Genomic DNA, 25,259 nt, shown 5'->3' with positions numbered 1-25,259 from the left:
GAATTTCGGGCTTTCTTGAGGCTGAAAAAATATTGTCAAAAATTACGGTGACTTAAGGACATGCTCCAGTTACCGAAGCGTCAAGTCAGTGCTGCAGAACGCGCCACTACCTGAAAATGCCGCGCTTTTGGCGGCAGATGTTTACGAATTGCCTGGCTCAGACAAAGGGCGGGTTTCGCCACGCTCTTCAGAAGCAACTCTTCCGCTCCAATTGCACGCAGGCAAACCGGCAGCGGCACCCACGCGCCCCAAAGCCGCTCGCAAAACAGGTCAATACTGACAATAAAAGCCACCAATTGACCGGATACTTCATGCGCAATTACAACAATACCAGATTAAACAAAGTGCAATACTTGAAATACTCCGAAAAAACACAGTTTGTTATGCTTTTTAAGCTTTCATGAAATCAACCGTCGGTGGGAGCTTTTATGGAACGCGTCGCAACAGTTTTGTCTTTTGAGCATGACCATGCTCTTTTGACACTTGCGATCGCAACGTGTCTCTTCGGATGCGCCTTTTCCTTCCTGCTCCTTGCGAAGGTTGACCGCGATGCAAGCCCTGCGCGGGTCATCTGGCTCATCTGGTCTGCACTCGTCGGCGCCTCGGCAATCTGGGCGGCCCAGATCATCGCCTTTTCTTCGGTAAAGCTACCCGCGGAATCAGGGTACCGACTTCAAACGGCTCTGCTTGCCCTGCTTGTCGTCTTTGCCGGTCTCCTGTCAGGTTATGCGCTTGCTGTGCGGCGAAACATCCGGCTCGCACCGGAACTTGGCGGCATCCTGTTTGGCCTTGCCATTGCAGGAATGGGTCTGACACTGACGACGGCCAGGGAGATCGCCGGTTTACCTGATACGAGCGAAGCCTTCGGACTTTGGACATTTCTGTTCGGAACGTGCCTTGGGGCAATTGCAATGAGTTTCGTTCCGCAGCTGCAGTCCAGACGCGCATTTGTAAGTGCAACGCTTTTCCTTTTCCTGTCAGCAGTTTCGATACACATGCCGGTGCATTCCCCGGCCACGCCCCTTCGCGAAGTCAGTTTCCCGCGCGAAATCATGCTCATGTCCGAAAAGCACATGATGGTGATGTCGCTGGTCATTTTCGGTCTATGCACCTTTGTGGCTGCAACTGGTGCGCTGCTCGACCGGTACAGGAAAAACGCGGCCAGGCGAGCCTATAAACACCTGTCGCTGCAGGATTCTCTGACACGACTTCCAAACCGGCATTTTGTGCAGAAGGCTGCGGCAGACCTTCTGGAAAAGGCCGAACTGGAGGGCAAGACATGCGCCGTCGTGCTGATCAGCCTGGACCAGTTCAAGGCCATCAACGACCTTCACGGCTACGAAGTCGGCGACACTGTCCTGTGCACCCTGGCCAGCACACTGAAAAACAACCTGAGCGACAGTGTCTTCATCTCCCGCTTTTACGGTGACGAATTTCTGGTCATCAATCCGTCGCTCGACACTTTGGATGACGCCGTAGACTTCGCCCGTCTGGTTCGCTCCCTTGCCCGAAGGCCGGTTCAGTGGAAATCCTACCGCCTGTCCATCCGCTCCAGTATTGGCCTTGCCGTGTTTCCGCGCGACGGCAAGGACCTGAACAAGCTGGTGCAAAGGGCAAACCTTGCTGCCAAGCAAGCAAAATCGATCGGCGGCAACCTGATCCAGCCCTATGTCACGGGCATGGAGGAAACCAATCGCTGGGAGGCGGGCCTGGCGGCTGACTTGCGCAATGCAACGCTCGAAAACCAGCTCAACCTGGTCTTCCAGAAACAGAATCTGACAAAGACCGGCGAGCTGATTGGCTACGAAGCGCTTGTCCGGTGGCGCCACGCGGAAAAAGGCCCGATTCCGCCGGAGGACTTCATTCCGATTGCCGAACGGTCAGGCATCATCCTGGATATCGGCAACTGGGTTCTGGAAGCAGCCTGCAAGGAAGCTGCCTGCTGGGAAAACCCGGTAACGCTGTCGGTCAACGCTTCCCCGCTGCAGTTCTCCCGTTGCGATTTTGCCGGTCTCGTTTCCACCGTACTTATGAAGACAGGCCTGCCGGCGGAACGCCTGGAAGTAGAACTCACCGAATCCACCCCGATCGAGGATCACGAACGGGTTCACGAGACGATCCTCTCGCTGCGCAAAATGGGCGTGCGCGTTGCCATGGACGACTTCGGCAAGGGCTATTCCTCGCTCAACACGCTGCAAGCCTTTCCCTTCGACAAGATCAAGGTCGACAGAGCCTTCACCCAGTCGCTGGAAACCAACCCTCATGCCCGGGCAATCCTGCGCTCTGCCGTTCTGCTCGGCCATAGTTTCAAGATCCCAGTAATCGCCGAAGGTGTCGAAACGGAACGACAGCTGCAATTCCTGCAACAAGCCGGATGCCTGCAGGTGCAGGGCTTTCTGTTCGGGAAACATCTACTGCCTTCGCAGATCAAAAAGTTTCACCCGAGTTTAGACCGAACGGGAAGCTGACTTATCACTGAATTCAACTTAAATTATTATCAAATTAAACCTTGATATTAATATCAATATCCTAAAAGAAGTGACGCCAAACAAAGATTACCCTAGGGTAATTACTGAAAACTCTTGGCCATATTCTCTAATCTCAACTTACTTTTGATTAACTATAAAATTTTACCTTAAGGGCAGACAACGATCACGGTGCTGCAATGACGACCTTCCCTGCCCCCGCCAAACTGATGCACGGATTGAAAACCCGCCTTGCCGGTCTGCTGGCAGGCGCGTCACTGATCAGCCTGTCCTTCGCCAGCGCAACCGTATCCGCCCAGTCGCTCGAAGAAGCCATGGGGTCGGCCTACGCCATCAACCCGGGCCTCAAGGCGGAACGGTCGCGTTACGAAGCGACCAACCAGGACGTCTGGACCGCCAGGTCCGAGTTTCTGCCGACGGTTACCGGCACATACCTGGGAGAACAGAACGCCTTCCGCAGCGAGCGCAGCGGCAACAGCGACAGGTCGTTCTTCCACGAGCTGGGCATTTCCATGTCCCAGACGGTGTTTCAGGGTTTTGCCGGTGTCAATCGGCTGAACCAGGCTCATGAGGAAGCGAATTCCGGTCGCAACCAGCTCATTGGCGCCGAACAGACGCTGCTGTTCAATACAGCTGATGCCTATCTGCGCGTTGTTCGCGATCGGGCGATCCTCGCTCACCTGCGGGCCTATACCAACGTGGTGCAACGGGAAGTGAACGCCGCCCGCGCCCGTTACAAGTCGGGAGACGCAACGCGCACCGATATCGAACAGGCGCTTGCCCGTCTCGGTGAAGCGCAGGGGAACTCCGACCAGGCGGTCGGCGACCTGGAAGCCTCCGAAGCTGTTTATGAGCGCCTGACCGGACAAAAGCCGGGCAAGCTCGGCTGGCCTGGCATTCCACAGACAATCGAGCCCGCCGGTCTGAATGACGCGATCAACGTCGCGCTGCAGAACAATCCGTCCATCCGCGCCGCAACGGCAGATGCAAGGGCCGCACGTTACGCCGCACGCGCCGCAGTCGGCGACATGCTGCCGCGTGTCTCGCTGGAGAGCGAATGGCAAACAGGTTACCAGGGCAACCTTGGCAATCAGGACGAAGAAGACTTCCGCTTTGGCGTGCGCGTCACGGCCCCTTTCTTCACCGGTGGCCGCAACATTGCCGCGGTCAAACGCGCAAACTTCACGGCAGCCCAACAGGAATACGAGCTGGACGACACCCAACAGATCATCCGCGAGAACGTTGTCCGCGCGATGAAGCAGCGGGCTGCCTCAAGACTGAAGGTCAAGGCGGTAAAGCGCGCGATTGAGGCCAATCAGCGCGCGGTCAAGGGCCTGCAGGTGGAATTCGACAGCGGTCAGCGGTCCCTGCTCGATGTTCTGGACGGCGAGCGCGAACTATTGCTCAGCAAGGTCGACCATGTCCGGGCACGCTATGACAGCCGCATTGCGGACTTCTTCCTGCTGGCCAACATTGGCCGGCTGGCGCCGCAGCATTTCGGGATCATCGAGGAACGGCCGGCACCGATCCCGCGCCTCATGCCTGAGTTCAATACCTGGGACCTTCGCCTTGGACCGTCGGAAAACGATGTCTTCCAGTCGACCGTCGTCGAGGTCGTGACCAGCGACACCGTCTTTATCGAGACAGAACCACTGCCTCCGATTCAATAACAGGCAACACAAAAAGCGGGCGTAACAAGCCCGCTTTTTTCATTCCTGCAGATCAGTACTGAACGCCTTCCAGATCCGTGAAGTCGATGCGTCCGCCATCGGCAAACTCGATGTAGCCCCCCGAATCCTGCGAAAGGGTGATCTCGCCCGCCGCTGCATCGATGCTCTCGATGGAACCTTCCGTCATGGTGATGGACCAGTCGACACCATAAGTTCCGATATCGGTGCCATCGGCGGCCTTGCTCAGATCGACGATATCGATCCAGCTCCCGCCGGCACCGCCGTAAATGCTGTCATGCCCGTCGCCGAGCATGTAGGCGAACAGATCCGACCCGTCACCGCCGGAAAGAACGTCGTCGCCCGCGCCACCCCGGATCACATCGTCACCAGCCCCGCCATAGATGAGGTCGTTGCCCCCCTGGCCCAGCAGGATGTCATTTCCGCCAAGTCCGGAAATGCTGTCCACGAAATCGCCCCCAACAATCGTATCGGCATTACTTGTCCCGACCTCGCACAGGGGCACATCATCAAAGTCGACCACATCCAGAGTAATTGTCTCGGCATCCGACAAGCCTCCGCTGTCCGTCGCGGTAACGTCTATCGTGATGCTTTGCTCCGTTTCGTAGTCGACTGCCGCATCATCCTTCAGCTTCAGCAGATAACTGTCGCCGTTGCTGACGACTTCAAACCGGTCATCCGACACCGTGAAGGTGTGCGTGTCGCCGATATCGGGGTCCACTACCGAAAGTTCGATAAGTTCGACACCTGTCTGGTTTTCGGGAACGTGATATTCGTTGCCCGTACAGTCGTCGTCGTGGCCGTGATAGGTCTGACCGTGGACACCGTCATCTTCATGATAGTGCCCCGTTTCCCCGTCCTGGATATGCCCCCAATGGCCATCATGATGATCGTCCCAGTGCTTGTTGCCCTGGTCCGGCCGGTAGATCGCGTTGCCGACGATCAGATCAGGCGGCGCGTTCTCAGTCACACCCGAAGTCACCGTCACGGGAAAAACCGCGCTCGACTGGGATCCATCACTTGATGTGGCGGTGATCGTCACGTCGATGGTCTCGCCTGCAACCAGTGCTGCACCATTGGCGAGGGTCACCACACCGGTGTCTGCGTCGATATCAAACCGGCTGTCGTCGATGGAATAGGTCACCGTGTCTCCGGCGTCGGCATCTACCGCAAATGCCGTCAGGCCGATCACCATTCCGGCAGCAGCTGTCGCCGCAACCAGATTCTGGGCCGTATCGACATCCCTGACAGGCCCGATCGGCTCATTGTCGTCGGCAGGCCCTTCCGGCTCCACGTCGATGACGTCGATCACGATGGTTTCCGTGTCCGACAGCCCGCCGCTATCGGTAACGGTAACCTCAACGCTCACCTGGGTCTCGGTCTCATAATCGAGCGCCACACCGTCCTTCAGTTTGAGAATGTTCTCACCGTTGATCGATATGACCTCGAAGCGACTATCGGAAACCGTGAAACTGTGCGTATCGCCGACATCGGGATCGAATACCGACAAGGTACCGATTTCCGCCCCCGGATCTTCTTCATAGACCGCGGCACGAGCAGTGGTTTCGAAAGTTGTCTGGTCAAAGACGACGTCGTCGAAATCCTCGTCACCCCCGCCGGCAATGTCCTCAAAGCCGATCCTGATGCCGCTTTCCACCGTGTAGTCGTATCCATCCGGATTGAGTGACCCGTTGCCGGAGAAAAGAACATTGACCTCGGCCCCGACCAGCAGCGTCCCGTCAGGTCCGACGGCCTGCCAGTTCCCCTGCCCGTCCTTCTGGAACGTCACCTTGTCACCGGCAAGAAGACCAGTGTTCGTGTCTGCACCATCCGGGATCAGGAAATAGCCGATTTCGCTCGCTTCGACGCCTTCCAGATAGAGGGTCGCCGTATCGCCCGGTGTCAATTGGTTCTGGTTGACCCAGACGATTTCGCCGGCCATGGGATTGCCGTTGCCATCCACGTAGAAGACACCAAGCACATTGCTGTGGCCGGCGTATTCCTCGACAAAGGTCAGCGTCACGGAAACACCCGGTCCAAGCTCCGGATCGAAGTCGAGGTCCGGCGCCTCATTGGCATCGGCAATCGCAATCGTGAAAGTTTCAGTCGAGACTGATCCGTCAGTCGAAGTAGCTGTCACCAGAACATCGATTTCCGGTTCGGTTTCCTTGTCGAAGCTTGCCCCACTGGCAACGGTGATCACCCCTGAAACCGGATCGATCTCGAAGCGCGCGTCACCGCTGAGCTGATAACTCACGCTGTCGCCTGCATCCGGATCGTTTGCAAAGGCAGTCAGACCCACGACGGCGCCTGCAGCGGCGTTTTCAAGAACCTGGTTCGCGCTGGCATCAATGTCGGTGAGCGGACCGATGGGAGAATTGGTGTCGTCGATATCGATCACGTCGATCACCACGATCTCTGTGTCGGAAAGCCCCCCCTGGTCGGTTGCCGTCACCTCAAGGGTCACCTGAGTCTCGGTTTCGTAATCGAAGGCCTGATCGTCTTTCAATTTGAGCAGGTATCTGTCGCCGGATACGACCACCTCAAACCGGTCGTCCGAAACCGTGAATGTATGCGTATCGCCCACATCCGGATCGAATACTGACAAGGGAGCAATCTCGGCGCCGTAATATTCCTCGACGACCGCAGTGCGGTTATCGGAAACGATGGACACACTGTCGATCAGCGCACCACCCAGATTATCGGAACCGATCTCAACGAATGTCAGCGTATTGGAGCCGTCGCCGGATCCGCCAACGATGTCATAGGCATAGGCCTGCCAGCCCGTTCCCGTAGTGGCCGGGTCGATCGTGTCGATCAACTCGCCGTTCCAATAGACCTCGGCGACACTTTCCCCCACGCCGCCGCGCGACTTCATGTCGAATGTCAGATGATAGACCTGACCATCAAGCTGTCCCTCTATTTGCTGCGAAGCCCAGCCATTGTTCATGGCTGCAAGGTCCAGATGATGATCGCCGTCTGTCGCGCCGTAACTATTGTGCCCCGCCTCATGCACATCAACGTTGTCGTAGGTCCAACCCTCGATCGAAGTTGGATTTTCGTACCAGCCGGACCCGGCGGGTCCGCCGTGAACCCCGTCATGGATTTCGAAGCTGCCGTTGACGACAAACTGTTCTGAGCCGTTTTCCAGATGAACGATCAGATCCGGTGCTTCATTACTGTCTGTCACGGTCACGGTGAAGGTCTTCGTTGAGGAAGAGCCATCCGTTGACGTTGCGGTGACAGTCATCTCGATGGAAGGTTCTGTTTCCGCATCGAACGTCGCGCCATCTTTTACGGTGATGACACCTGTGTCCGGATCGATCTCGAACCTGTCGTCACCAGTCAGCTGGTAGGTGACACTGTCCGCCGGATCAGGATCCTCGGCGAAGGCAGTGATCCCGGCAAATTCGCCCCCATTGGCGGTCTCTGAAATGCTGTTGGCTTCCGGGTCGATGTCGCTCACCGGCCCGATATCGAATTCGTTTTCGTCGCCCACAATAATCCGGAAGGTACCAGTAGAGGTTGACCCATCCGTTGACGTGGCAGTGACTTCAATATCGATATAGGGGGTCGTTTCGCGGTCAATCACCGCGCCATCAGCGACAGTAATCACGCCCGTGTCTGGGTCGATCTCGAACCAACTGTCCGTGATGGAATAGGTGACCGTGTCCGTTGCATCCGGATCTTCGGCGAACGCCGTCACACCGACAACCGTGCCACCGGCGGAGTTCTCCTGGACGAAGTTGTCGGTACCGTCAACGTCCGTCACCGGGCCAATGTCGAACTCGTTCTCGTCGCCCACCGTGATCCGGAAGGTGCCGGTAGCAGTCGAGCCATCCGTTGACGTTGCCGTCACTTCAATATCGATATAGGGGGTCGTCTCGCGATCAATCACCGCGCCATCAGCAACGGTAATAACGCCCGTATCCGGGTCGATATCGAACCGACTATCGGTGATGGAATAGGAAACCGTGTCCGTCGCATCCGGGTCTTCAGCAAACGCCGTCACACCGACAACCGTGCCACCGACGGAGTTCTCCTGAACGAAGTTGTCGGCTCCGTCCGCATCCGTCACTGGGCCGATGTCGAATTCGTTCGCGTCTCCGACCGCGACCCGGAAGGTACCGGTCGAAGTCGATCCATCCGTGGACGTCGCCGTCACTTCAATATCGATAAAAGGCGTCGTCTCGCGGTCGATCACCGCGCCAACGGCAACGGTAATCACGCCCGTGTCCGGGTCGATCTCGAACCGGCTGTCTGTGATGGAATAGGTGACCGTGTCGGTCGCATCCGGATCCTCGGCAAACGCCGTCACACCAACGACTGTACCACCGGCGGAGTTCTCCTGGACGAAGTTGTCGGCACCATCAACGTCCGTCACCGGGCCAATGTCGAACTCATTCTCGTCGCCCACCGTGATCCGGAAGGTTCCTGTCGAAGTCGATCCATCCGTGGACATCGCCGTCACTTCAATATCGATATAGGGGGTCGTCTCGCGATCAATCACCGCGCCATCAGCAACGGTAATAACGCCCGTATCCGGGTCGATATCGAACCGACTATCGGTGATGGAATAGGAAACCGTGTCCGTCGCATCCGGGTCTTCAGCAAACGCCGTCACACCGACAACCGTGCCACCGACGGAGTTCTCCTGAACGAAGTTGTCGGCTCCGTCCGCATCCGTCACTGGGCCGATGTCGAATTCGTTCGCGTCTCCGACCGCGACCCGGAAGGTACCGGTCGAAGTCGATCCATCCGTGGACGTCGCCGTCACTTCAATATCGATAAAAGGCGTCGTCTCGCGGTCGATCACCGCGCCATCGGCAACGGTAATCACGCCCGTATCCGGATCGATTTCGAACCGACTATCGGTGATGGAATAGGTGACCGTGTCCGTTGCATCCGGGTCTTCAGCAAACGCCGTCACGCCGACAACGGTGCCGCCCACGGAGTTCTCCTGGACGAAGTTGTCGTCTCCGTCCACGTCCGTCACCGGGCCAATGTCGAATTCGTTCGCGTCTCCGACAATAATCCGGAAGGTCCCGGTCGAGGTTGACCCATCCGTTGACGTTGCCGTCACCTCGATGTCGATATAGGGGGTTGTCTCTCGGTCAATCACTGCGCCATCGGCAACGGTAATCACGCCCGTATCCGGGTCGATCTCGAACCGACCATCGGTGATGGAATAGGAAACCGTGTCCGTCGCATCCGGATCTTCGGCAAACGCCGTCACGCCGACAACCGTGCCACCGGCCGAGTTCTCCTGGACGAAGTTGTTGGCACCATCAACGTCCGTCACCGGTCCAATGCCGAACTCGTTCTCGTCGCCCACCGTGACCCGGAAGGTTCCGGTAGAAGTCGAACCATCCGTTGAGGTGGCAGTGACTTCAATATCGATATAGGGGGTCGTCTCGCGATCAATCACCGCGCCATCGGCAACGGTAATAACGCCCGTATCCGGATCGATCTCGAACCGGCTGTCTATGATCGAGTAGGTGACCGTATCCGTCGCATCCGGATCATTCGCAAAGGCGACCACGCCGACAACGGTACCCCCTGCGGCGTTTTCCGTTACAAAATTGTCGGTGCTGTCGACGTCCTCGACAGGGCCGACCCCGGTGTTCCCACCATCGCCGCCTTCACCAGCACCTCCGCCTCCGCCGCTGGTTCCGTCACCAACCTGGGAGCCCGATGACTGAATGCCATCGCCGCCCAGATCGAATTGAGACAACGTCGGGTCGAGACCACGCGCTTCCGGAACGGCACCGTCGCCAAGGCCGCCGTCATCGTTTGGACCACCATCTGCGGTTTCGGCCACTTCGGTACCGCCGTCCGGTAGTAGCGTGTCACCGGCTCCAGCTCCGCCCAATCCCTGACCCAGCCCCCCATGCGCACCCTGGCCGTCTCTGCCGCCGTCGCCGCCAAGTCCCTCGGCATCCTGGGTTGAAGCACCAGATCCTCGATCCTCGAGGGGCACAGCCTGATAAAGGTTCGCCAAGGTTGCTTCACCGGTATCTTCCGGTTCCACGGACAGGGAATAATCATTGCCACCGGCCGGGCGGTAGGGATCGCCTGCTTGAGCCTCCATGCGTGCAGGCGACGGTTCTGATCCGCCGTTGGACTTTGCTGCGGTCTCCGTTGAAGAAGAAACGCCGGGCTTGCCTGCATTCGCTGAAGTATCGGTGTCGGCCATGACTTGCACGTGCTCCGTTAAAACCAAACGTCATCACACGCAGGGTTACCTTAATAAAAACCAACTTCAATCTTCGAATTACATGTATAACTTGATGTAAATTTAGAATTTGTGGTATTTTTGGTAAACGGTTTTGAAACAATTACGCGCCTTAATGTATTCAAGGAGGCGCTTACTATGGCATCTTTTATCACTGATACTTTTTCCAGTATCAAACTGCCGCAACTGGAGTTTTTTTCCTCCGAAACCGGAGAAAAAGTATCAACACCGAAACTCCCGCGCTCGGTGATAACCGCTTCCATCCTGATCAATATCCTCGGTCTGGCGATGCCACTGACCATCTTGCAGGTCTATGACCGGATTCTGCCGAACAAATCGACCGACACGCTCGTCATCCTGATCGCAGGACTGGGTTTCGTTCTGGTGATCGATGCAGTTCTGAAAACGACACGGTCGTATCTGACAGGCTGGCTTGCAGCCTCTTTCACCCACCAGGCCAACGTCGAAGCAGCCAGACGTCTTCTGCACTCCAGAGCGGACATCAACTCTGAGGCGACGGTGACCAAACACCTGGACGCGCTGCGCTCGCTGCAAGCAATGGGTGACCATTACGGTGGTCAGGCCCGCCTCCTGGCAATCGACCTTCCCGCCAGCCTCCTCTTTCTTGCCGTCCTGTTTCTTATCGGGGGGCCGATCGGCTTCGTGCCGCTTGTTCTCCTGGCCTTGTTTGCCCTGAGAACCGCCGCTCTAAATACAAGGATCGACAGCCTGATTGAAAAACGCGCGGAGCAGGATCAGCGAAAATACGATTTCATCTTCGAGGTCCTGTCCGGCCTCAACACCATCAAGGCCATGGCCTTCGAGCCGGTCATCCTGCGCAGGTTTGAACGCCTGCAGACGCAAAATTCTCGCCTTGGCTACGACTATATCGATCTCAACAACCGGGCACGGAATTCCTCCGGGTTCTTCACCGTCCTCACAACGGTCTGCGTGGTGTCGGCCGGGGCCCTCATGGTCATGTCCGGGTTCATCAGTGTCGGGGCGGTTGCGGCCTGCACCCTGCTGGCAGGTCAGGTCGTGCAGCCCCTGCTGCGCGGCATCAACCACTGGACGGACATGCAGCGGGTCAAACATGACTTCCGCGAAGCGCGCGCCCTGTTCGATTTGCCAAAGGAAGAGCGATCAGGAAACAGGAACCTGACAATTGTCGGCAACATCAAGCTGCAAAATGCCAGCTTCGCCGCGCGCAGCGATGCGATCGTGCCTGTCCAGAATCTGAGCCTGACGATCAATGCAGGAGAAACGGTTGCCTTTGAGGGCAGCGACGGCAGCGGCCGAACGACGCTTGCTCGCCTGATTTCCGGTGATATCGAACCGACCTCCGGCAAGATCATGATAGACGGACAGGATCTTTACGGTGTCGACCACCGGTATCTGTGCCGGCACATCGCCTACGTCAGCAACGACGCCCAGATGTTCGCCGGCACGATCCTGCAGAACCTGACTCTCTTCGGATCTCGCGCGAGCCCGCAAAAAGCCCGCATGGCCGCTGACCTGATCGGCCTTGAAAAGGACATTCACCTGCTGCCGCTGGGCTACGACACAATGCTCGGCAACGCGATTGAAGAAAATCTCACCGACAGCATGGTACAGCGCATTGCCATTGCGCGCGCGCTCGCAGGCGAACCGAAGATCCTTATCCTCAACGATGCCAATGGCGCTCTCGACCACAAGAGCGAAGCCCAGCTCGTTGAAGCGTTGAAGCGGCTCAAAGGCCAGTTGACGACATTGATCGTCAGCCACCGCCCTTCTTTCCGCGCCATTGCCGACAAGCAGTTTCTGATGGAGCACGGCCGGATTAGCGCCTTGCCGAACACGCCGAACACCCCTCGATACAAATTGCGGCGGCGCGAGCCTGCCGACACCAAAAAGCAGGCTTAGGAGCTGAACATGTCCCTGGCGGCTTTTGAAAACGCGGACTCGATCTTTCAGAATCTGAACCCGGCAGAAAGCCGGATGAACCTGGAAACCCGTGTCCAGCAGCATTCAGGCAGTACGATCGACCGCGCGTCTCCGGCAGAGGCCTGTTTGCTGCCCCTGCTGGAAGCTCTCGGTTGGGATGGCATGGAACGCCATCTCTTCGAAGCCCTGCCTCACCTTGAAGGCATAAAGGGCATCTTCGACCTTCGCGCCGTGCTGACCCGGCTGAACTTTCGGGTCACTCCGACCGGACGGTCCGCAAAGCAGCTGACCGCGGAACAGTTTCCCTGCCTGGTGAAACACGGAGACAATCTACTGGTCGGCCTGGGGCGCACGAGCGACGGCCGGTTCCAGGCCTACAGCGGCGAGGCTCATCGCACGGTCGCCATTGCCTTCAGCGAACTCAAGGATGCCGAGATCTTCGTGATCGAGCCGGATGACAGCACCGAAAGCGCCGGTTTTCAGCACTGGTCCTCCCGCCTGTTCCATCAGTTCAGGGGCACGGTGCTGTCGATCATGACCGTCGGCCTGCTGTCGAACATCCTGGCGCTCGGTCTGCCGCTCTTTGTCATGAGCGTTTACGACAAGGCTATCGGCGCCAAATCCGTTTCCGTGCTGGTCACGCTGCTGATCGGCATTGCGCTTGTGCTGATCATGGACTGGATGGTCAGAGGCACCAAATCGCATCTCCAGGCTTACCTGGGCGCCAGGCTCGACGCGGTGGTCGCCAACACCACCTTCCGCCATTTCCTGCATCTGCCGCTCCCCCTGATTTCGTCTGCCCCCATCGGAGCGCAAATCACCCGTCTGAAGCAGTTCGACGGCGTGCGGGACGTCTTTCACGGAAATCTCGCCAATGCGTTGATCGACCTTCCCTTCTCGGTGATTTTCGTCATGGTTCTCGGCTTCATTGGCGGGCCGCTGGCACTGCTGCCGGCTGGGCTACTGGTGCTCTATGTCCTGTCGGCCATGCTCATCGTTCCGCGCATGAAACAGGCAATCAATCAGGCCGGCGATGCAAAATCGCGCATGCAGAACATCACCGTGGAGATCCTGTCGAAGCGAAAGGCCATCCGGGAACTGTCCGCCGACGACATCTGGGTCGAGAAATACCGGGCGATTTCCGCAGACTTTGCGCTGAAGAACCTGAAGACGAGGCAACTGTCGCAGGTCATGCAAGTGGTCTCGCAGATGTTCATGACCCTGTGCGGCATCGGTGTCCTCGGTTTCGGAGCCGTTCTGGTCATGAACCAGGACCTTTCTCAAGGCGCGCTCATTGCCGTCATGGCCCTTTCCTGGCGTGCGCTCAGCCCGATGCATCAGGCCTTTCTCAGCGTATCGCAACTGGGCCAGGCCCAGCAGACGATCGAACGGATCAACAGCCTTCTGAAAATCGAAATGGAACGCCAGCCCGGCAGGCTGCCGAGCCTGCACCGCCAGTTCCAGGGCACGATCCGCTTTTCCAACGTCGTGCTGCGCTACCCTTCCCGCCAGGAACCGGCCTTGCGCAATTTTTCGCTTCAGATGGAGCAGGGATCCGTAACCGCGATCACCGGCCCGAGCGGCTGCGGCAAGACCTCGCTGGTGCGGGCCGTACTCGGGCTTTATCGACCCCAGATGGGCGCTGTCCTTGTCGACGATCTCGACATCCGCCAGCTCGACCCGGGCGAATGGCGCAACTCCATCGGCTATGCACCGGAACACCACGATTTCTTCTACGGTACGATTGCGCAGAACTTCCGCATGGCCAATCCGCAGGCGGACAACGATCAGGTTCGCAAGGCCTTCGAGGAATTCGGCCTCAACGCCTATGGCGAGCTTCTGCCCCAGGGTGTGGAGACCCGGTTGACCGGCCAGCTGATCGAAGTGCTGCCGGACAACGTCAAACAACGCCTGCTGCTGGCCAGAGCCTTCATGCGCCCTGCCCCGATCTATCTGCTCGATAACCCTGCCGGAAATCTGGATTTCGAAGGCGACAAGTTCCTGATGAAGAAGATCGACCAGGTTCGCGGCAAGTCGACCGTCGTCATCACGACCTACCGCCCCAGCCACATGCGCATGGCAGACAACCTCGTCTACATGCAGAACGGCATGGTGGCGATAGCCGGAGCCCCGAAGGACATCCTTGAAGACGTGCTCAAGCAGCAATCGAAATAACGTACGGGGCCGTCGCCGGCCCGCCGCAAGACAACCGCCGAGGACTTTCCAATGGCAGCAAAAGACGATCCCGACACTCTCCGCAAGGCGGTCTACGGCCGCGTCGGCCTTCCGCTGGAATTGGAAGACGGCGTACCCCCGGCCTTTTATTCACGCCTCCTCATGGGACTGACCATCGCGACCGGCTTCCTGTTGCTGTGGGCTGCCGTCGGCCAGATCCGGGAAGTGGCCAACACGATCGGGGAGATAGCGCCTGCCGGCCAGATTTTGAAAGTGGAGCACCTGGAAGGCGGCATCGTCTCGGAGATCCTTGTTGAGGAAGGCCAGCTGGTACAGGCCGGAGACCCACTCGCCCACCTGGAAAAACAGGATACGACCACGGAACTCGCCCGCATTCAAAGCCGTCTCAGCTATCTGGAACTTGAGGAACGCCGTCTGCTTGCACAGGAATACAGCGATGCCAACACCGTTGGCCTGCGCCTGGATCCGTCGGTGGATGGCCTGAGCACCCAGCAACGGGCGGCCTTGACCGCCAACCGCAAGGCGGTTGCCGACGAACAGGAAGCCTACACCGCACGTGTCGCCCAGAGGCGTGCCGAAGTGGTCAGCCTGGAAGCACAGGTCGAACTTCAAAAATCTCAGGTCGAACTGGAAAAGGAAAAATTCCAGATCCAGGAAGGTTTGCTGAAAGACGGCTACACGTCGCGTCGCCGCTTCCTGGAGGCCAAGGGGGATTTTCAGCGGTCGCAGGTCACACTTGAACAGCTGTTCGGCAATCTCGCACAGGCCCGTGAAATGCTGACCGAAGCCCAGGCCAGCCTCAGTCAGGCCGGCGCCGAAGTGAACCGGGATGTCGCCGACGAGCGCGCCAGGATTGCCCAGGAGCGCGACGAACTGAAACAGGAAATCGCCAAACTGAAAGACCGGCAGGACCGCCTGTTCGTGAAGGCGCCGGTGGCAGGTTACGTCAAGAGCCTTGGCCCGACCGGTCGTGGTGCAGTCGTCAATCCCGGCGATCTGATTGCCGAGATCGTCCCCCTGTCCGAAAACCTCGTTGCCGAGGTGAAGGTCAATCCGAAGGACGTCGGCCATATCAACATCGGCGACAGGGCCGACATCACGATCACCAGCTACGACCCGAACATCTATGGCACCGTGGCCGCGGAAGTGGAGACCATTTCCGCCTCGAGTTTCCAGGACGAATTCGGCGAATACTACTTCAAGGCAACCCTCGCCTTTCCCGGCCAGGTCATCGGCGCCGGTTCACACGAACGGCCGATCCGCCCTGGCATGCAGGTCAACGCCCAAGTGGTCACCGGATCGAAATCGATCCTCCTTTACCTGCTGCACCCTGTAACACGTGCGGCACGAACGATCTTCACAGAGCGCTGAAGTCGAGTTTTCCGGAAATCCTGAAGCCCCGGAAACACTCCGGGGCTTTTTCTTCTTGCAGATACACCGGGGCTTCTTCCGAGAAAGAGTGGAGGTCGCCGCCCAGGATACAAAAAACCCCGGAGCGAACTCCGGGGTTTTGACGTTTTCACACTTCATTGGCTCAGTGGGTTGCCGGCGTCACCATCGCATAGATCGTGTCATGCACGTTGAGCACGCCGATCGGACGGCCATCGCTGTTGACGATGTTTGCCTCGCCCTCGCCCGTGTCGGCAAAGGTCCGGGCCGCTTCTTCCAGCAGGATGCCGCTGGAAATCGTCGGTCCGTTTTCCAGCGTCCGGGACGTATCCATGACCGTGTCGACCAGGATCACCCGGCCACGGTTCACTTCCTTGACGAAGTCGGCAATGTAGGCGTCCGCAGGCTTCAGAACGATTTCCTGCCCGGTCCCTTGCTGCACAACTGCCCCGTCGCGCAGGATCGCGATCCTGTCGCCAAGGCGCAGCGCCTCGTCCAGATCGTGGGTGATGAAGACGATGGTCTTGTGCAGCTCTTCCTGAAGGTCGAGAAGCACGGTCTGCATGTCCATGCGGATTAGCGGGTCGAGCGCCGAGAACGCCTCGTCCATCAGCAGAATGTCAGCATCGTTGGTGAGTGCGCGCGCAAGCCCCACACGCTGCTGCATGCCGCCGGACAGCTGGTTGGGATAGTGGTTCTCGAACCCTTCCAGCCCGACGCGGGCAATCCAGCGGGCCGCACGCTCTTCAGCTTGCTTGACCGGCACACCCTGGATTTCCAGACCATAGATGGCGTTCTTCATCACCGTGCGGTGTGGCAGCAGCGCGAACTTCTGGAACACCATCGCCGTCTTGTGGCGGCGGAATTCCCGAAGCTCTGCCTGAGACATCTTGCAGACATCATCGTTGCCATAAAGCACTTCGCCATCGGTCGGGTCGATCAACCGGTTGATATGGCGGATCAAGGTGGATTTGCCCGAGCCGGAAAGGCCCATCACCACCTGGATCTTGCCACCTGGCATGGAGATGTTGATGTCGTTGAGGCCAAGCACATGGTTGAATTTCTCGTTCAACTCGGACTTGGACATGCCGTCCTTGACCTTCTTGACCATCTCCTTGCCGTTCGATCCGAAGATCTTGTAGAGATTCTTGATCTCGATACCCGTTGCCTCAGCCATGAACCACCTCCGAGTGTTTCTGAAGGCGCTTGCCGAAAGCCTGGGTTGCGCGGTCGAAGATGATGGCGATCGCGACGATGGACAGGCCGCTGAGCATACCTGCGGTCAGGTACTGGTTGTTAATGGCAACAAGCACTTCCTGCCCAAGTCCACGTACGCCGATCATGGAAGCGACAACAACCATGGAAAGCGACATCATGATGCACTGGTTGATCCCGGCCATGATGGTCGGCAAAGCCAACGGAAGCTGAACGTTCATCAGCTTCTGACGGGCGCTGGATCCAAAGGCATCAGCAGCTTCAAGCACATCCGTATCGACAAGCCGGATACCCAGATTTGTCAGGCGGATCATCGGCGGAATGGCGTAAATCACGACGGCTATCAGACCCGGGACCTTGCCGATACCGAAAATCATCACAACGGGAATGAGGTAGACGAAGCTCGGCATCGTCTGCATCAGGTCCAGGATCGGATTGACGAAACCCTGAACACGATCGGACCGCGCCATCACGATGCCGATCGGAATTCCCAGAACAATTGCCAGCAAGGTGCATACGGTAACCATGGCGACGGTGCGCATGGTGTCTTCCCAGAGCCCGAACACCCCGATGAACACCAGGGCCAGTACCGTTCCGACCGTAACACTGATCTTTCGGCTCAAAAAGTAAACCGCCAGCGCGAAAACCGCGAGAATGATCGGCCAGGGCGAGTTGATCAGAAGGTTTTCGAGGAAGACCAGGAAATCTTGCAAGGGGTTGAAAAAGTTGTCGATATAGTCGCCGTAGGTTCTGGTGAAACCTCTGAACGAACCGTCGATTGTCTTCTTGATCGCCAGCAGGTCTGTTCGACCCAGCGATGGAAATTCTATCCAATCCATCTTTGTTGTCCCGATGGTTTAGTTTTTGCCCCAAATGGTTGGGGCCGCACCATTGGAGCGGCCCCTGTTGTTTCTTTTGCCTGTCAGAGCGCGGCTTTCACTTTTTCAGCGACTTCCGGGCTGACCCACTGGGTCCAGACATCTTCGAAGTTTTCGAGGAAATAGTATGCGCCATCTTCGTTGGCAGCCTGGTTGTCGGTCATCCAGGCAAGAACCTTGCCGGCCGTCCGGTTATCCCAGGTGCGGCCCTTGATGTACTCCATGGCCGGGCCTGCCTTGTTGGCGAAGTCGTCGGTGACGACGGTAAAGACTTCAGACTTCACCCAGGAGTTCGGCTTCGGCTCCGGGCAGTCCTCGATCACGGTGCAGGTGTCCCACTCTTCCTTGTCATGCGGGACTTCGAAGTCGAGCAGGGTCATGTCGTACTTGCCGAGGATCGCGGTCGGTGCCCAATAGTAACCGAGCCAGCCTTCCTTGCGCTCGTTGGCTTTTGCCAACGCACCGTCAAGGCCCGCAGCGGAACCCGGATCGACCAGTTCGAAACCGCCCTTGTCGAAGCCGAAGGCGCGGAACAGGTTGCCGGTGGTGATGCGGCAGTTCCAGCCTGCAGGGCAGGTGAAGAAGGCACCCTTGCTTTCGTCTTCCGCGCCAGGGAACAGTTCCGGATGTGCCAAGGCATCCTTGACGGTGTAGATGTCATGCTCTTCGGCGATATAGGTCGGGACCCAGAAGCCTTCGACGCCGCCTTCGTTCAGGATTTCACCGCCGATGATCAGGGAACCTTCGGCAACTGCCTTGTCGAGAGGCTCGCGCACGGCGTTGATCCAGAGTTCCGGAGCCATGTCCGGTTCGCCTTTTTCATTCATGGAGGTGAATGTCGGCATGGTATCGCCACTCACCAGTTCAACGGTACAGCCGTAGCCGTTTTCCAGAATGATCTTGTCGATCTGCGAAATAGCGCCTGCCGACGCCCAGTTCATTTCCGCAACGGTGACCGTGCCGCACTCTTCTGCCATGGCGGACGAGGCCATGCCGATAAGAGCGGTCGCGGCGACCGAGACAAACAACTTCTTCATGAGGATGCTCCTGTGCAGTCTGTTTGCTTGAGATTGAATTGGGCGCGGCGCGCGAAAGCTTCCGTGAAAGCAATCACCTCCCTGCGCGTCCAATGGAAAAGAATAACGAGTTGAGAACAGAATTGAGCCGTGAAGGCCTCTAGATTAAATCTTATTAATTCAGCCTTCATTTGACGCATATACGTTGTTCTTGCTCGAAATAAGCCTGACCGCCGTCTCTACTTGAGAAGAAGGTCATACTCGGTATTTGTACCGAGCTCAGGCCCAACGACCAATACAATTGCATTAAGAGGCTCCTAGCACAACAGTATAGTCGCAATTCTCATACCATTCATACGTCAAATTTCGTGAACATGCCTGCAAACGACATTTTAATGCCGGTATTCGTCATGACACATAATTTTCTTACTATGACAGTGATTCTTTTCACCCTTAAAAGGTGTTTAAACTCAATAAGATCAACCAGTAAGTGCCGAATTTAACCATGTGTACTGATGACCTGATCGCGTAACACCTTGTGCACGAGGTCGGCAAGTACCGGTGCGGAACAAGTGTGCTTTCGCAAGAAAACCATTTCGCGGCCGGCGCCGCCCTGAAGATCTTTCAAGGTCATCTCCGGACCATGCATCCGCAACCCTCGCCATACGGGCAAAATCGCCTGTCCTGCTCCCTGAGACACCATCTGCGCGATCGTTTCCGGAGCATCGAGCTCACAAAGGATGTGTTCTTCGCCAACCAACACGCCAAAATCCGCCCAGAGTTTGCGGCCGCCCCACGATTGCCTGTCATAGACAATCCAGGGCAGTTTTCCGGCCTCGGTTTTGGATAGATCGCGTTCGGGCGGCAAGGCATGAACGATAGCCTGAGCCTCCAGTGTTCTGCAGATGATGTCCTTGGGCAATTCAAATGGGGCGGCAACCGTAATGGCCGCGTCCAACGCCCCGCTGCGCAATCCTTCGTAAAGGTCGGCCGACGTGCCGGGCCGAACGGTCAGCACCGCCTGAGGCGCCTTTTGCCGGAACTGCTGGATGACCGCGGGCACGTTGTCCGAAAGGGCCGTCGATACCGCCCCAAGCCGAAATGGACCGCTTAACCCATCAGCATCTATGCGGTTTGTCAGCTGCTCCGCGTCCCGCACAAGGCGACGTGCTGCGGGCAACAGCCGGAAACAGGTTTCGGTCGGCAGGGCTGCGTGTGCCGTTCGGTTGAGAAGCGTTGCCCCCAATTCGGCTTCCAGCACACGAATACGCTGGCTGACGGCAGCGGCCGTGAGCCCCTGCTGCCGCGCAGCCGCAGCAATGGATCCGGTTTCGGCAACGGCCAGCAGGCTTTCAAGAAATCGGGTGTCCAAAACATTTCCCTTCGCTCAGAAGCAGAAAAACATCTTAAATGTTTTGAATCGGATCTGCTACTCAACATCCATTTTCAAAGGAGCCGAGCGATGCAACCCTGTTTTCACCTTGCCTATCACGTAACCGATCTGGACGAAGCCCGCGCGTTCTACGGCGGCCTGCTTGGCTGCAAGGAAGGTCGCAGCACGCAGACCTGGGTCGACTTCAACTTCTTCGGCCATCAGGTGTCCCTCCATCTCGGCAAGCCTTTCGAGACGACCAACACCGGCAAGGTCGGTGATCACATGGTGCCGATGCCGCACCTGGGCGTGGTGCTGGACATGGAGACCTGGAAGACGCTTGCGCAAAAACTGACAGACGCTAACCTCGCCTTCGTCATCGCCCCGACCGTCCGGTTCGAGGGCCAACCCGGCGAGCAGAGCACCATGTTTTTCAAGGACCCTTCCGGCAACCCAATCGAAATCAAGGGCTTTGCCGATGAAGCCGGGGTTTTCGCCGCATGAGGCCCGTCGTTCCCTTTGTTTCCTCCGCAAGCCCTGATGAGCGCCAGAGCTGGCGCGAAGCACTGCCGAAGGCTCTCGACGGCATCGCCGACGTCAAGCCGTTCGAAGACCTGACGGAAGACCAACGATCTGAAGCGCGCGTTGCCATCGTCGCCAATCCGAACCCCGCCAATGTGGCGGCACTTCCCAATCTGGTCTGGGTACAAAGCCTGTGGGCCGGGGTGGAGCGCCTGATGGGTGAGCTTCCCGCAAACGGTCCGAAGATCGTCCGCCTGACGGATCCGCAAATGGCGGAAACCATGTCGGAAGCGGTTCTTGCCTGGACGCTTTACCTGCACAGGGGCATGCCCCGTTACATTGCCCAGCAGCGGCAGAAGGTCTGGCAGGACCATGTACTCGAACGTCCACAGGAACGCACGGTTGGTGTTCTGGGTCTTGGCAAGCTCGGCGCAGCGACCGCCTTGCGGATGAAAGCCAACGGCTTCAACGTGCTCGGCTGGAGCCGCACCGAAAAATCAATTGAAGGCATAGCCTGCCGGCATGGTCGCGCCGGGCTTCTGGAGGTGCTCGGCCAGTCCGATTTCATCGTCCTGCTGATGCCGCTGACGGATGAAACACGGGGGCTGATCGGCCAGGACGAGCTGAGCGCCTGCAAGAAGGGCGCTTCGATCATCAATTTCGCCCGAGGCCCTATTATCGACACTGCCGCTCTCATCAACAAACTCGACAACGGCCCGCTCGGCCATGCAGTTCTCGACGTCTTCGATGAAGAACCACTGCCACCGTCAAGTCCGCTGTGGGATCATGACAAGGTCACGGTGCTGCCGCACATATCCGCCCCGACCATCATCAGCACAGCGTCCAGGATCGTGGCAGACAACATCGGCCGGTATTTTGAAGACGGTACGGTTCCCCCAGCCGTCGACCGGGACCGTGGATACTGAAATTTGATCCGCTCTCCGTCGCAATAGTGTCAAGGATCAGCCTCTAATCAGGCGACAACCGTTTCGTCTCCTTCAAAGGTGTTTCATGACCGATCTCCCAATTCTTGGTGCCGCGCTGACAGTCGACGCGCTGGAAACCCATCGCAATCTGATGCTGGACAAACCGCGGGATCTGGAACTTCAGGACTTCTGGCCGGCCGAAGTGCTGAACGGTGACTGGAAACCGATTGTCGAGAAGGCCCAAAAACTGCTGGACGGCCATCAGGGCCGTGTCGGCATTCACGGCCCCTTCTTCGGCTTCACCGTCGACAGCATGGATGTGGATGTCCGCGAGATCGTACGCAAGCGCCTGTTGCAGGGGCTGGAAGTCTGCGAGGCACTGGGCGGCACCCACATGGTCGTGCACAGCCCCTATTCGACCTGGGACTTCAACAACCTCGACAATTATGAAAATGCCCGGCAGCGCAAGATAGAGCTCTGTCACCTGACCATGAGCGACGCAGTCAAGCGGGCAGAAGATATCGGCTGCGAACTCGTCATCGAGAACATCGAGGACAAGGACCCTTATGCCCGGATAAAGCTTGCAGAGAGCTTCGGTTCACAGGCGGTGAAAGTCTCTATCGATACCGGACACGCTCACTATGCTCATGGCACGACTGGCGCCCCGCCGGTCGATTACTACGTCAGGGCCGCCGGCAATCGTCTGCGCCATATCCACCTGCAGGACGCGGATGGATACGCCGACCGCCACTGGACGCTTGGGCAGGGCACCATCAACTGGCACTCCGTGTTCGGCGCGCTTTCCAAACTCGAGAGTGATCCCCGTCTGATCATCGAACTGCGCGACCATTCCGGCCTGCCGGCGTCAATTGCCAACATGGCGGCACTTGGACTGGCGCAGTAACCAGCAGGATGGCACTGCGAGGCGGCGCATATCCGTGCGCCGTCATTGCGGACAAGTGCTTCGCAGGGCACACGCCGAGCCGCAATGACGCCCAGGCGAAAGCCTGAGCGTCTGATTTTTTGGCCTCAGCCCATCGCCCAGGGGCCGTGGTAGCCGCCGCCGTCCTTGTCGGTGCGTTCAAAGCCATGCGCGCCGAAGAAATCGCGCTGGCCCTGAAGCATGTTTGCGGTGGAACGGCCTGTGCGCATGATGTCGAAATAGGACAGCGCCGCCGAAAGGGCCGGTACCGGCAAACCATGCAGCGCGGACTGGGCAACGACCTGGCGAAGCATCGCTTCGGTTTCCTTCAGCTTTGCCGAGAAGAACGGCGCCAGCATCAGGTTGCGTTCGGCGTCGTCGGACAGTGCGGACGACATGTCGTTCAGCATGGACGAGCGAATGATGCAGCCGTTACGCCAGATCTTGGCGATTTCCGGCAGGGGCATTGCCCAGCCATATTGTTTGGCCGCTTCCAGGATCAGACCGAAGCCTTGCGCATAACAGATGATCTTGCCGGCAACGAGAGCAGCTTCCAGCGCATCGATCGTCACGGCCTCGCGGTCCATGCCGCTCGGAGCCGCGCCAAATTCGGCTTCGCCTTCCTTGCGTTCCTCATACCGCGCGGACATGTTGCGCACGGCAACGGCCGCCTCGATGGCGCTCGCCGGGGTGCCCAGCATCAGCGCCTCGATGGCCGTCCAGCGGCCAGTGCCTTTCTGGCCGGCCTTGTCCAGGATGATGTCGAGCATCGGTTTACCGGTGTCCGGATCCGCCGTCTTGGCAACCTTGCCGGAAATCTCGATCAGGTAGGACTGCAGGATGCCGCCATTCCACTTCTCGAAGACATCCCCGATCTCTGAAGCCGACATGCCGAAACCGTCGCGCATGACGCCGTAGACCTCGGCAATCATCTGCATGTCGGCATACTCGATGCCGTTGTGGACGGTCTTGACCAGATGACCCGCGCCCGCTTCACCCAGAAAGGCCGCGCAGGGCGTTTCTTCGTGTTTGGCGGAAATCGCTTCCAGAATATGGCCGACCTGATCCCAGGCGTCCTTCGCACCACCGCCCATGATGGACGGACCGAAGCGCGCGCCTTCCTCGCCACCGGAAACACCGATCCCCATGAAGCGAGGGCCTTTTTCGCCGGCTTCCGCCGCGCGGCGGTTCGTGTCGTGGTAATTGGCATTGCCCGCATCGATGATGAGATCGCCTGCATCGAGCAGCGGCCGCAGAGCCTCGATCTGTGCATCGACCGCTTCACCGGCCGGAACCATCAGGATCACCGCGCGCGGGGTCTTGATGGATGCAACGAAGTCTTCCAGCGTCTTGGTCGGAACCAGTTTCGGCGCGAGTTCCCCGGCCTTCGCCATGAATTGGTCGGTCTTCTCCGTGGTCCGGTTGAACACCGCGATCTGAAAGCCATGTTCGGCAATATTGAGCGCAAGGTTGCCACCCATGGTACCGAGACCGATCAGGCCGATTTCCGCGGCCGCGCCGTTTGAGCTCATGAACATGCCTTTCATAAATCGATTAATGTCTGGTGGGGCGGTGATAGCCGACAAGCTGCCCAACGGCAATGTCTGGTTGGGGCAAGACCGTGTAAAATCCGATCAGCCGAAAGCACTTGCCAGATGATCCACCAGCAGGCGAACGCGCTTGGGGATGAACCGTCGTGACGGCAGGACCGCAAAGAGCGGCAGCTCCGGCAGATCGACCGGACACGCAGCCTCGGCCAAGCGTCCATCCGCCAGGAATTCGGCACACATCGATTTCGGCAAGATACCCGCCACACCGCCATTCAGCACCAGGGCCAGCGCAAGCTGCAGGTTCCGCGTCCTGTAAACAGGGGCGCCTCCTCCTTGCCCTGCCTCTTCTAGCACTTCGGCGGGATCGATCACCCGTCCTGACGTCAACAGTTCCCCGAACGACGCCTCTTCCATGAGCTCCGGCCGGGCAACAAGAACAAGGAAACTGGAGGCGATCTTCCGGACGATGACACTTTCCGATGCAACCCGGTTGCCGCGGAGGGCGAAGTCGAACCGCTCGCCGGTCAGATCAACGGGTCGATCGCTGACATGCACTTCGACCCGGACTTCCGGATATCGCAAATTGAAGCTGGCCATCGCCTCTGCCAGAACATCCAGCGGCAGGTCGACCGGGACGGACATACGCACCATCCCCTGCGGTGCCTGCGCCGATTTCAGCTGTTCTCCGGCCTCCTCCAGATCCCGCAAGGCCGGCTGCACTTTTTCCCGGTAGGCCTCGCCCTCCACCGTGAGGCGCACCTGCCTGGTCGTGCGCTGGAACAGGGCAACGCCAAGCTCTTCCTCCAGTGCCTTGATACGAGCCGTCACTGTCGACCTCGGCAAGTCGAGCTGCCGGGCGGCAGCAGCGAAACTGCCAAGACCGGCAACTTCAACAAAGGTTTCCAGATGTGCCAACGTTGTCATTGCGCGATATTTTCAGC

The 25,259-nt window shown here is 58.2% G+C and carries 16 protein-coding genes; 8 read left to right on the top strand and 8 right to left on the bottom strand.

Annotated features, from left to right (window positions below; genetic code table 11):
- Positions 1 to 80: 80 nt before the first annotated feature.
- Positions 81 to 293: a hypothetical protein gene (locus Q666_RS65910; RefSeq protein WP_152533332.1), complete on the bottom strand. Its 213-nt coding sequence runs from the start codon at positions 291 to 293 to the stop codon at positions 81 to 83.
- Positions 294 to 428: 135 nt separating this feature from the next.
- Between Q666_RS65910 and Q666_RS0133205 the strand changes: the two genes are divergently transcribed.
- Together Q666_RS0133205 and Q666_RS47230 are read left to right on the top strand one after the other, a co-directional pair.
- A complete protein-coding gene (locus tag Q666_RS0133205) occupies positions 429 to 2,468 on the top strand; it encodes an EAL domain-containing protein (protein ID WP_023001175.1) in 2,040 nt (679 codons plus the stop codon).
- Between the two features lie 197 nt (positions 2,469 to 2,665).
- Positions 2,666 to 4,156: a TolC family outer membrane protein gene (locus Q666_RS47230; RefSeq protein ID WP_023001174.1), complete on the top strand. Its 1,491-nt coding sequence runs from the start codon at positions 2,666 to 2,668 to the stop codon at positions 4,154 to 4,156.
- 52 nt (positions 4,157 to 4,208) lie between these two features.
- Here the strand turns inward: Q666_RS47230 and Q666_RS47225 are convergent, their stop codons facing one another.
- Positions 4,209 to 10,370, bottom strand: coding sequence for a cadherin domain-containing protein (locus tag Q666_RS47225; protein WP_023014517.1), 6,162 nt, complete (start codon positions 10,368 to 10,370; stop codon positions 4,209 to 4,211).
- Positions 10,371 to 10,547: 177 nt separating this feature from the next.
- Between Q666_RS47225 and Q666_RS47220 the strand changes: the two genes are divergently transcribed.
- From Q666_RS47220 to Q666_RS47210, 3 genes are read left to right on the top strand one after another with little or no spacing between them, the layout of a single operon-like run.
- Entirely contained in the window at positions 10,548 to 12,311 is a 1,764-nt protein-coding gene (locus Q666_RS47220; protein WP_023003357.1) for an ATP-binding cassette domain-containing protein, read from the top strand.
- A gap of 9 nt (positions 12,312 to 12,320) precedes the next feature.
- On the top strand, positions 12,321 to 14,507 hold the full coding sequence (locus Q666_RS47215) for an ATP-binding cassette domain-containing protein (RefSeq protein ID WP_023003358.1): 2,187 nt from the start codon (positions 12,321 to 12,323) through the stop codon (positions 14,505 to 14,507).
- 51 nt (positions 14,508 to 14,558) lie between these two features.
- Complete coding sequence (locus Q666_RS47210; RefSeq protein WP_023003359.1) at positions 14,559 to 15,899, top strand: HlyD family type I secretion periplasmic adaptor subunit; 1,341 nt, start codon at positions 14,559 to 14,561, stop codon at positions 15,897 to 15,899.
- A 163-nt stretch (positions 15,900 to 16,062) separates the two neighbouring features.
- On the opposite strand, the gene Q666_RS47205 is transcribed toward Q666_RS47210, so the two are convergent.
- From Q666_RS47205 to Q666_RS47190, 4 genes are all read right to left on the bottom strand, one after another.
- A complete protein-coding gene (locus Q666_RS47205) occupies positions 16,063 to 17,094 on the bottom strand; it encodes a glycine betaine/L-proline ABC transporter ATP-binding protein (RefSeq protein WP_023003360.1) in 1,032 nt (343 codons plus the stop codon).
- On the bottom strand, positions 17,087 to 17,971 hold the full coding sequence (locus tag Q666_RS47200; protein WP_023003361.1) for a proline/glycine betaine ABC transporter permease: 885 nt from the start codon (positions 17,969 to 17,971) through the stop codon (positions 17,087 to 17,089). Before Q666_RS47200 ends, Q666_RS47205 begins: the two co-directional genes overlap by 8 nt.
- An 83-nt stretch (positions 17,972 to 18,054) precedes the next feature.
- Entirely contained in the window at positions 18,055 to 19,047 is a 993-nt protein-coding gene (locus tag Q666_RS47195; RefSeq protein ID WP_023003362.1) for an ABC transporter substrate-binding protein, read from the bottom strand.
- A 478-nt stretch (positions 19,048 to 19,525) separates the two neighbouring features.
- Positions 19,526 to 20,398, bottom strand: a complete 873-nt coding sequence (locus Q666_RS47190; protein WP_023003364.1) for a LysR family transcriptional regulator — start codon at positions 20,396 to 20,398, stop codon at positions 19,526 to 19,528.
- A gap of 90 nt (positions 20,399 to 20,488) precedes the next feature.
- Here Q666_RS47190 and Q666_RS47185 point away from each other — a divergent pair, with 90 nt between their 5' ends.
- From Q666_RS47185 to Q666_RS47175, 3 genes are all read left to right on the top strand, one after another.
- The gene (locus Q666_RS47185; RefSeq protein ID WP_023003365.1) at positions 20,489 to 20,902 is read left to right on the top strand and encodes a VOC family protein; all 414 of its coding nucleotides are present in this window, start codon (positions 20,489 to 20,491) and stop codon (positions 20,900 to 20,902) included.
- A complete protein-coding gene (locus Q666_RS47180) occupies positions 20,899 to 21,846 on the top strand; it encodes a glyoxylate/hydroxypyruvate reductase A (protein ID WP_023003366.1) in 948 nt (315 codons plus the stop codon). Before Q666_RS47185 ends, Q666_RS47180 begins: the two co-directional genes overlap by 4 nt.
- An 85-nt stretch (positions 21,847 to 21,931) precedes the next feature.
- Positions 21,932 to 22,750 (top strand): sugar phosphate isomerase/epimerase family protein, encoded by an 819-nt coding sequence (locus tag Q666_RS47175; protein ID WP_023003367.1) that lies wholly within the window; start codon positions 21,932 to 21,934, stop codon positions 22,748 to 22,750.
- Between the two features lie 125 nt (positions 22,751 to 22,875).
- On the opposite strand, the gene gndA is transcribed toward Q666_RS47175, so the two are convergent.
- A complete protein-coding gene (gene gndA, locus Q666_RS47170) occupies positions 22,876 to 24,300 on the bottom strand; it encodes an NADP-dependent phosphogluconate dehydrogenase (protein WP_031270481.1) in 1,425 nt (474 codons plus the stop codon).
- Between the two features lie 102 nt (positions 24,301 to 24,402).
- A complete protein-coding gene (locus Q666_RS47165; RefSeq protein ID WP_023003369.1) occupies positions 24,403 to 25,242 on the bottom strand; it encodes a LysR family transcriptional regulator in 840 nt (279 codons plus the stop codon).
- Positions 25,243 to 25,259: the final 17 nt, after the last annotated feature.

Origin of the sequence: Labrenzia sp. C1B70 (assembly GCF_000475395.1) — a bacterium.
Lineage (GTDB): Bacteria > Pseudomonadota > Alphaproteobacteria > Rhizobiales > Stappiaceae > Roseibium > Roseibium algicola.
Note: the sequence above shows the minus strand (reverse complement) of the source record. Positions and strands in the feature narration are given on the sequence as shown.

Coding starts and splice junctions, on each gene's coding strand:
- Q666_RS0133205 (WP_023001175.1), top strand. CDS start 429: ATGGAACGCGTCGCAACAGTTTTGTCTTTTGAGCATGACCATGCTCTT.
- Q666_RS47230 (WP_023001174.1), top strand. CDS start 2,666: ATGACGACCTTCCCTGCCCCCGCCAAACTGATGCACGGATTGAAAACC.
- Q666_RS47225 (WP_023014517.1), bottom strand. CDS start 10,370: ATGGCCGACACCGATACTTCAGCGAATGCAGGCAAGCCCGGCGTTTCT.
- Q666_RS47220 (WP_023003357.1), top strand. CDS start 10,548: ATGGCATCTTTTATCACTGATACTTTTTCCAGTATCAAACTGCCGCAA.
- Q666_RS47215 (WP_023003358.1), top strand. CDS start 12,321: ATGTCCCTGGCGGCTTTTGAAAACGCGGACTCGATCTTTCAGAATCTG.
- Q666_RS47210 (WP_023003359.1), top strand. CDS start 14,559: ATGGCAGCAAAAGACGATCCCGACACTCTCCGCAAGGCGGTCTACGGC.
- Q666_RS47205 (WP_023003360.1), bottom strand. CDS start 17,094: ATGGCTGAGGCAACGGGTATCGAGATCAAGAATCTCTACAAGATCTTC.
- Q666_RS47200 (WP_023003361.1), bottom strand. CDS start 17,971: ATGGATTGGATAGAATTTCCATCGCTGGGTCGAACAGACCTGCTGGCG.
- Q666_RS47195 (WP_023003362.1), bottom strand. CDS start 19,047: ATGAAGAAGTTGTTTGTCTCGGTCGCCGCGACCGCTCTTATCGGCATG.
- Q666_RS47185 (WP_023003365.1), top strand. CDS start 20,489: ATGCAACCCTGTTTTCACCTTGCCTATCACGTAACCGATCTGGACGAA.
- Q666_RS47180 (WP_023003366.1), top strand. CDS start 20,899: ATGAGGCCCGTCGTTCCCTTTGTTTCCTCCGCAAGCCCTGATGAGCGC.
- Q666_RS47175 (WP_023003367.1), top strand. CDS start 21,932: ATGACCGATCTCCCAATTCTTGGTGCCGCGCTGACAGTCGACGCGCTG.
- gndA (WP_031270481.1), bottom strand. CDS start 24,300: ATGAGCTCAAACGGCGCGGCCGCGGAAATCGGCCTGATCGGTCTCGGT.
- Q666_RS47165 (WP_023003369.1), bottom strand. CDS start 25,242: ATGACAACGTTGGCACATCTGGAAACCTTTGTTGAAGTTGCCGGTCTT.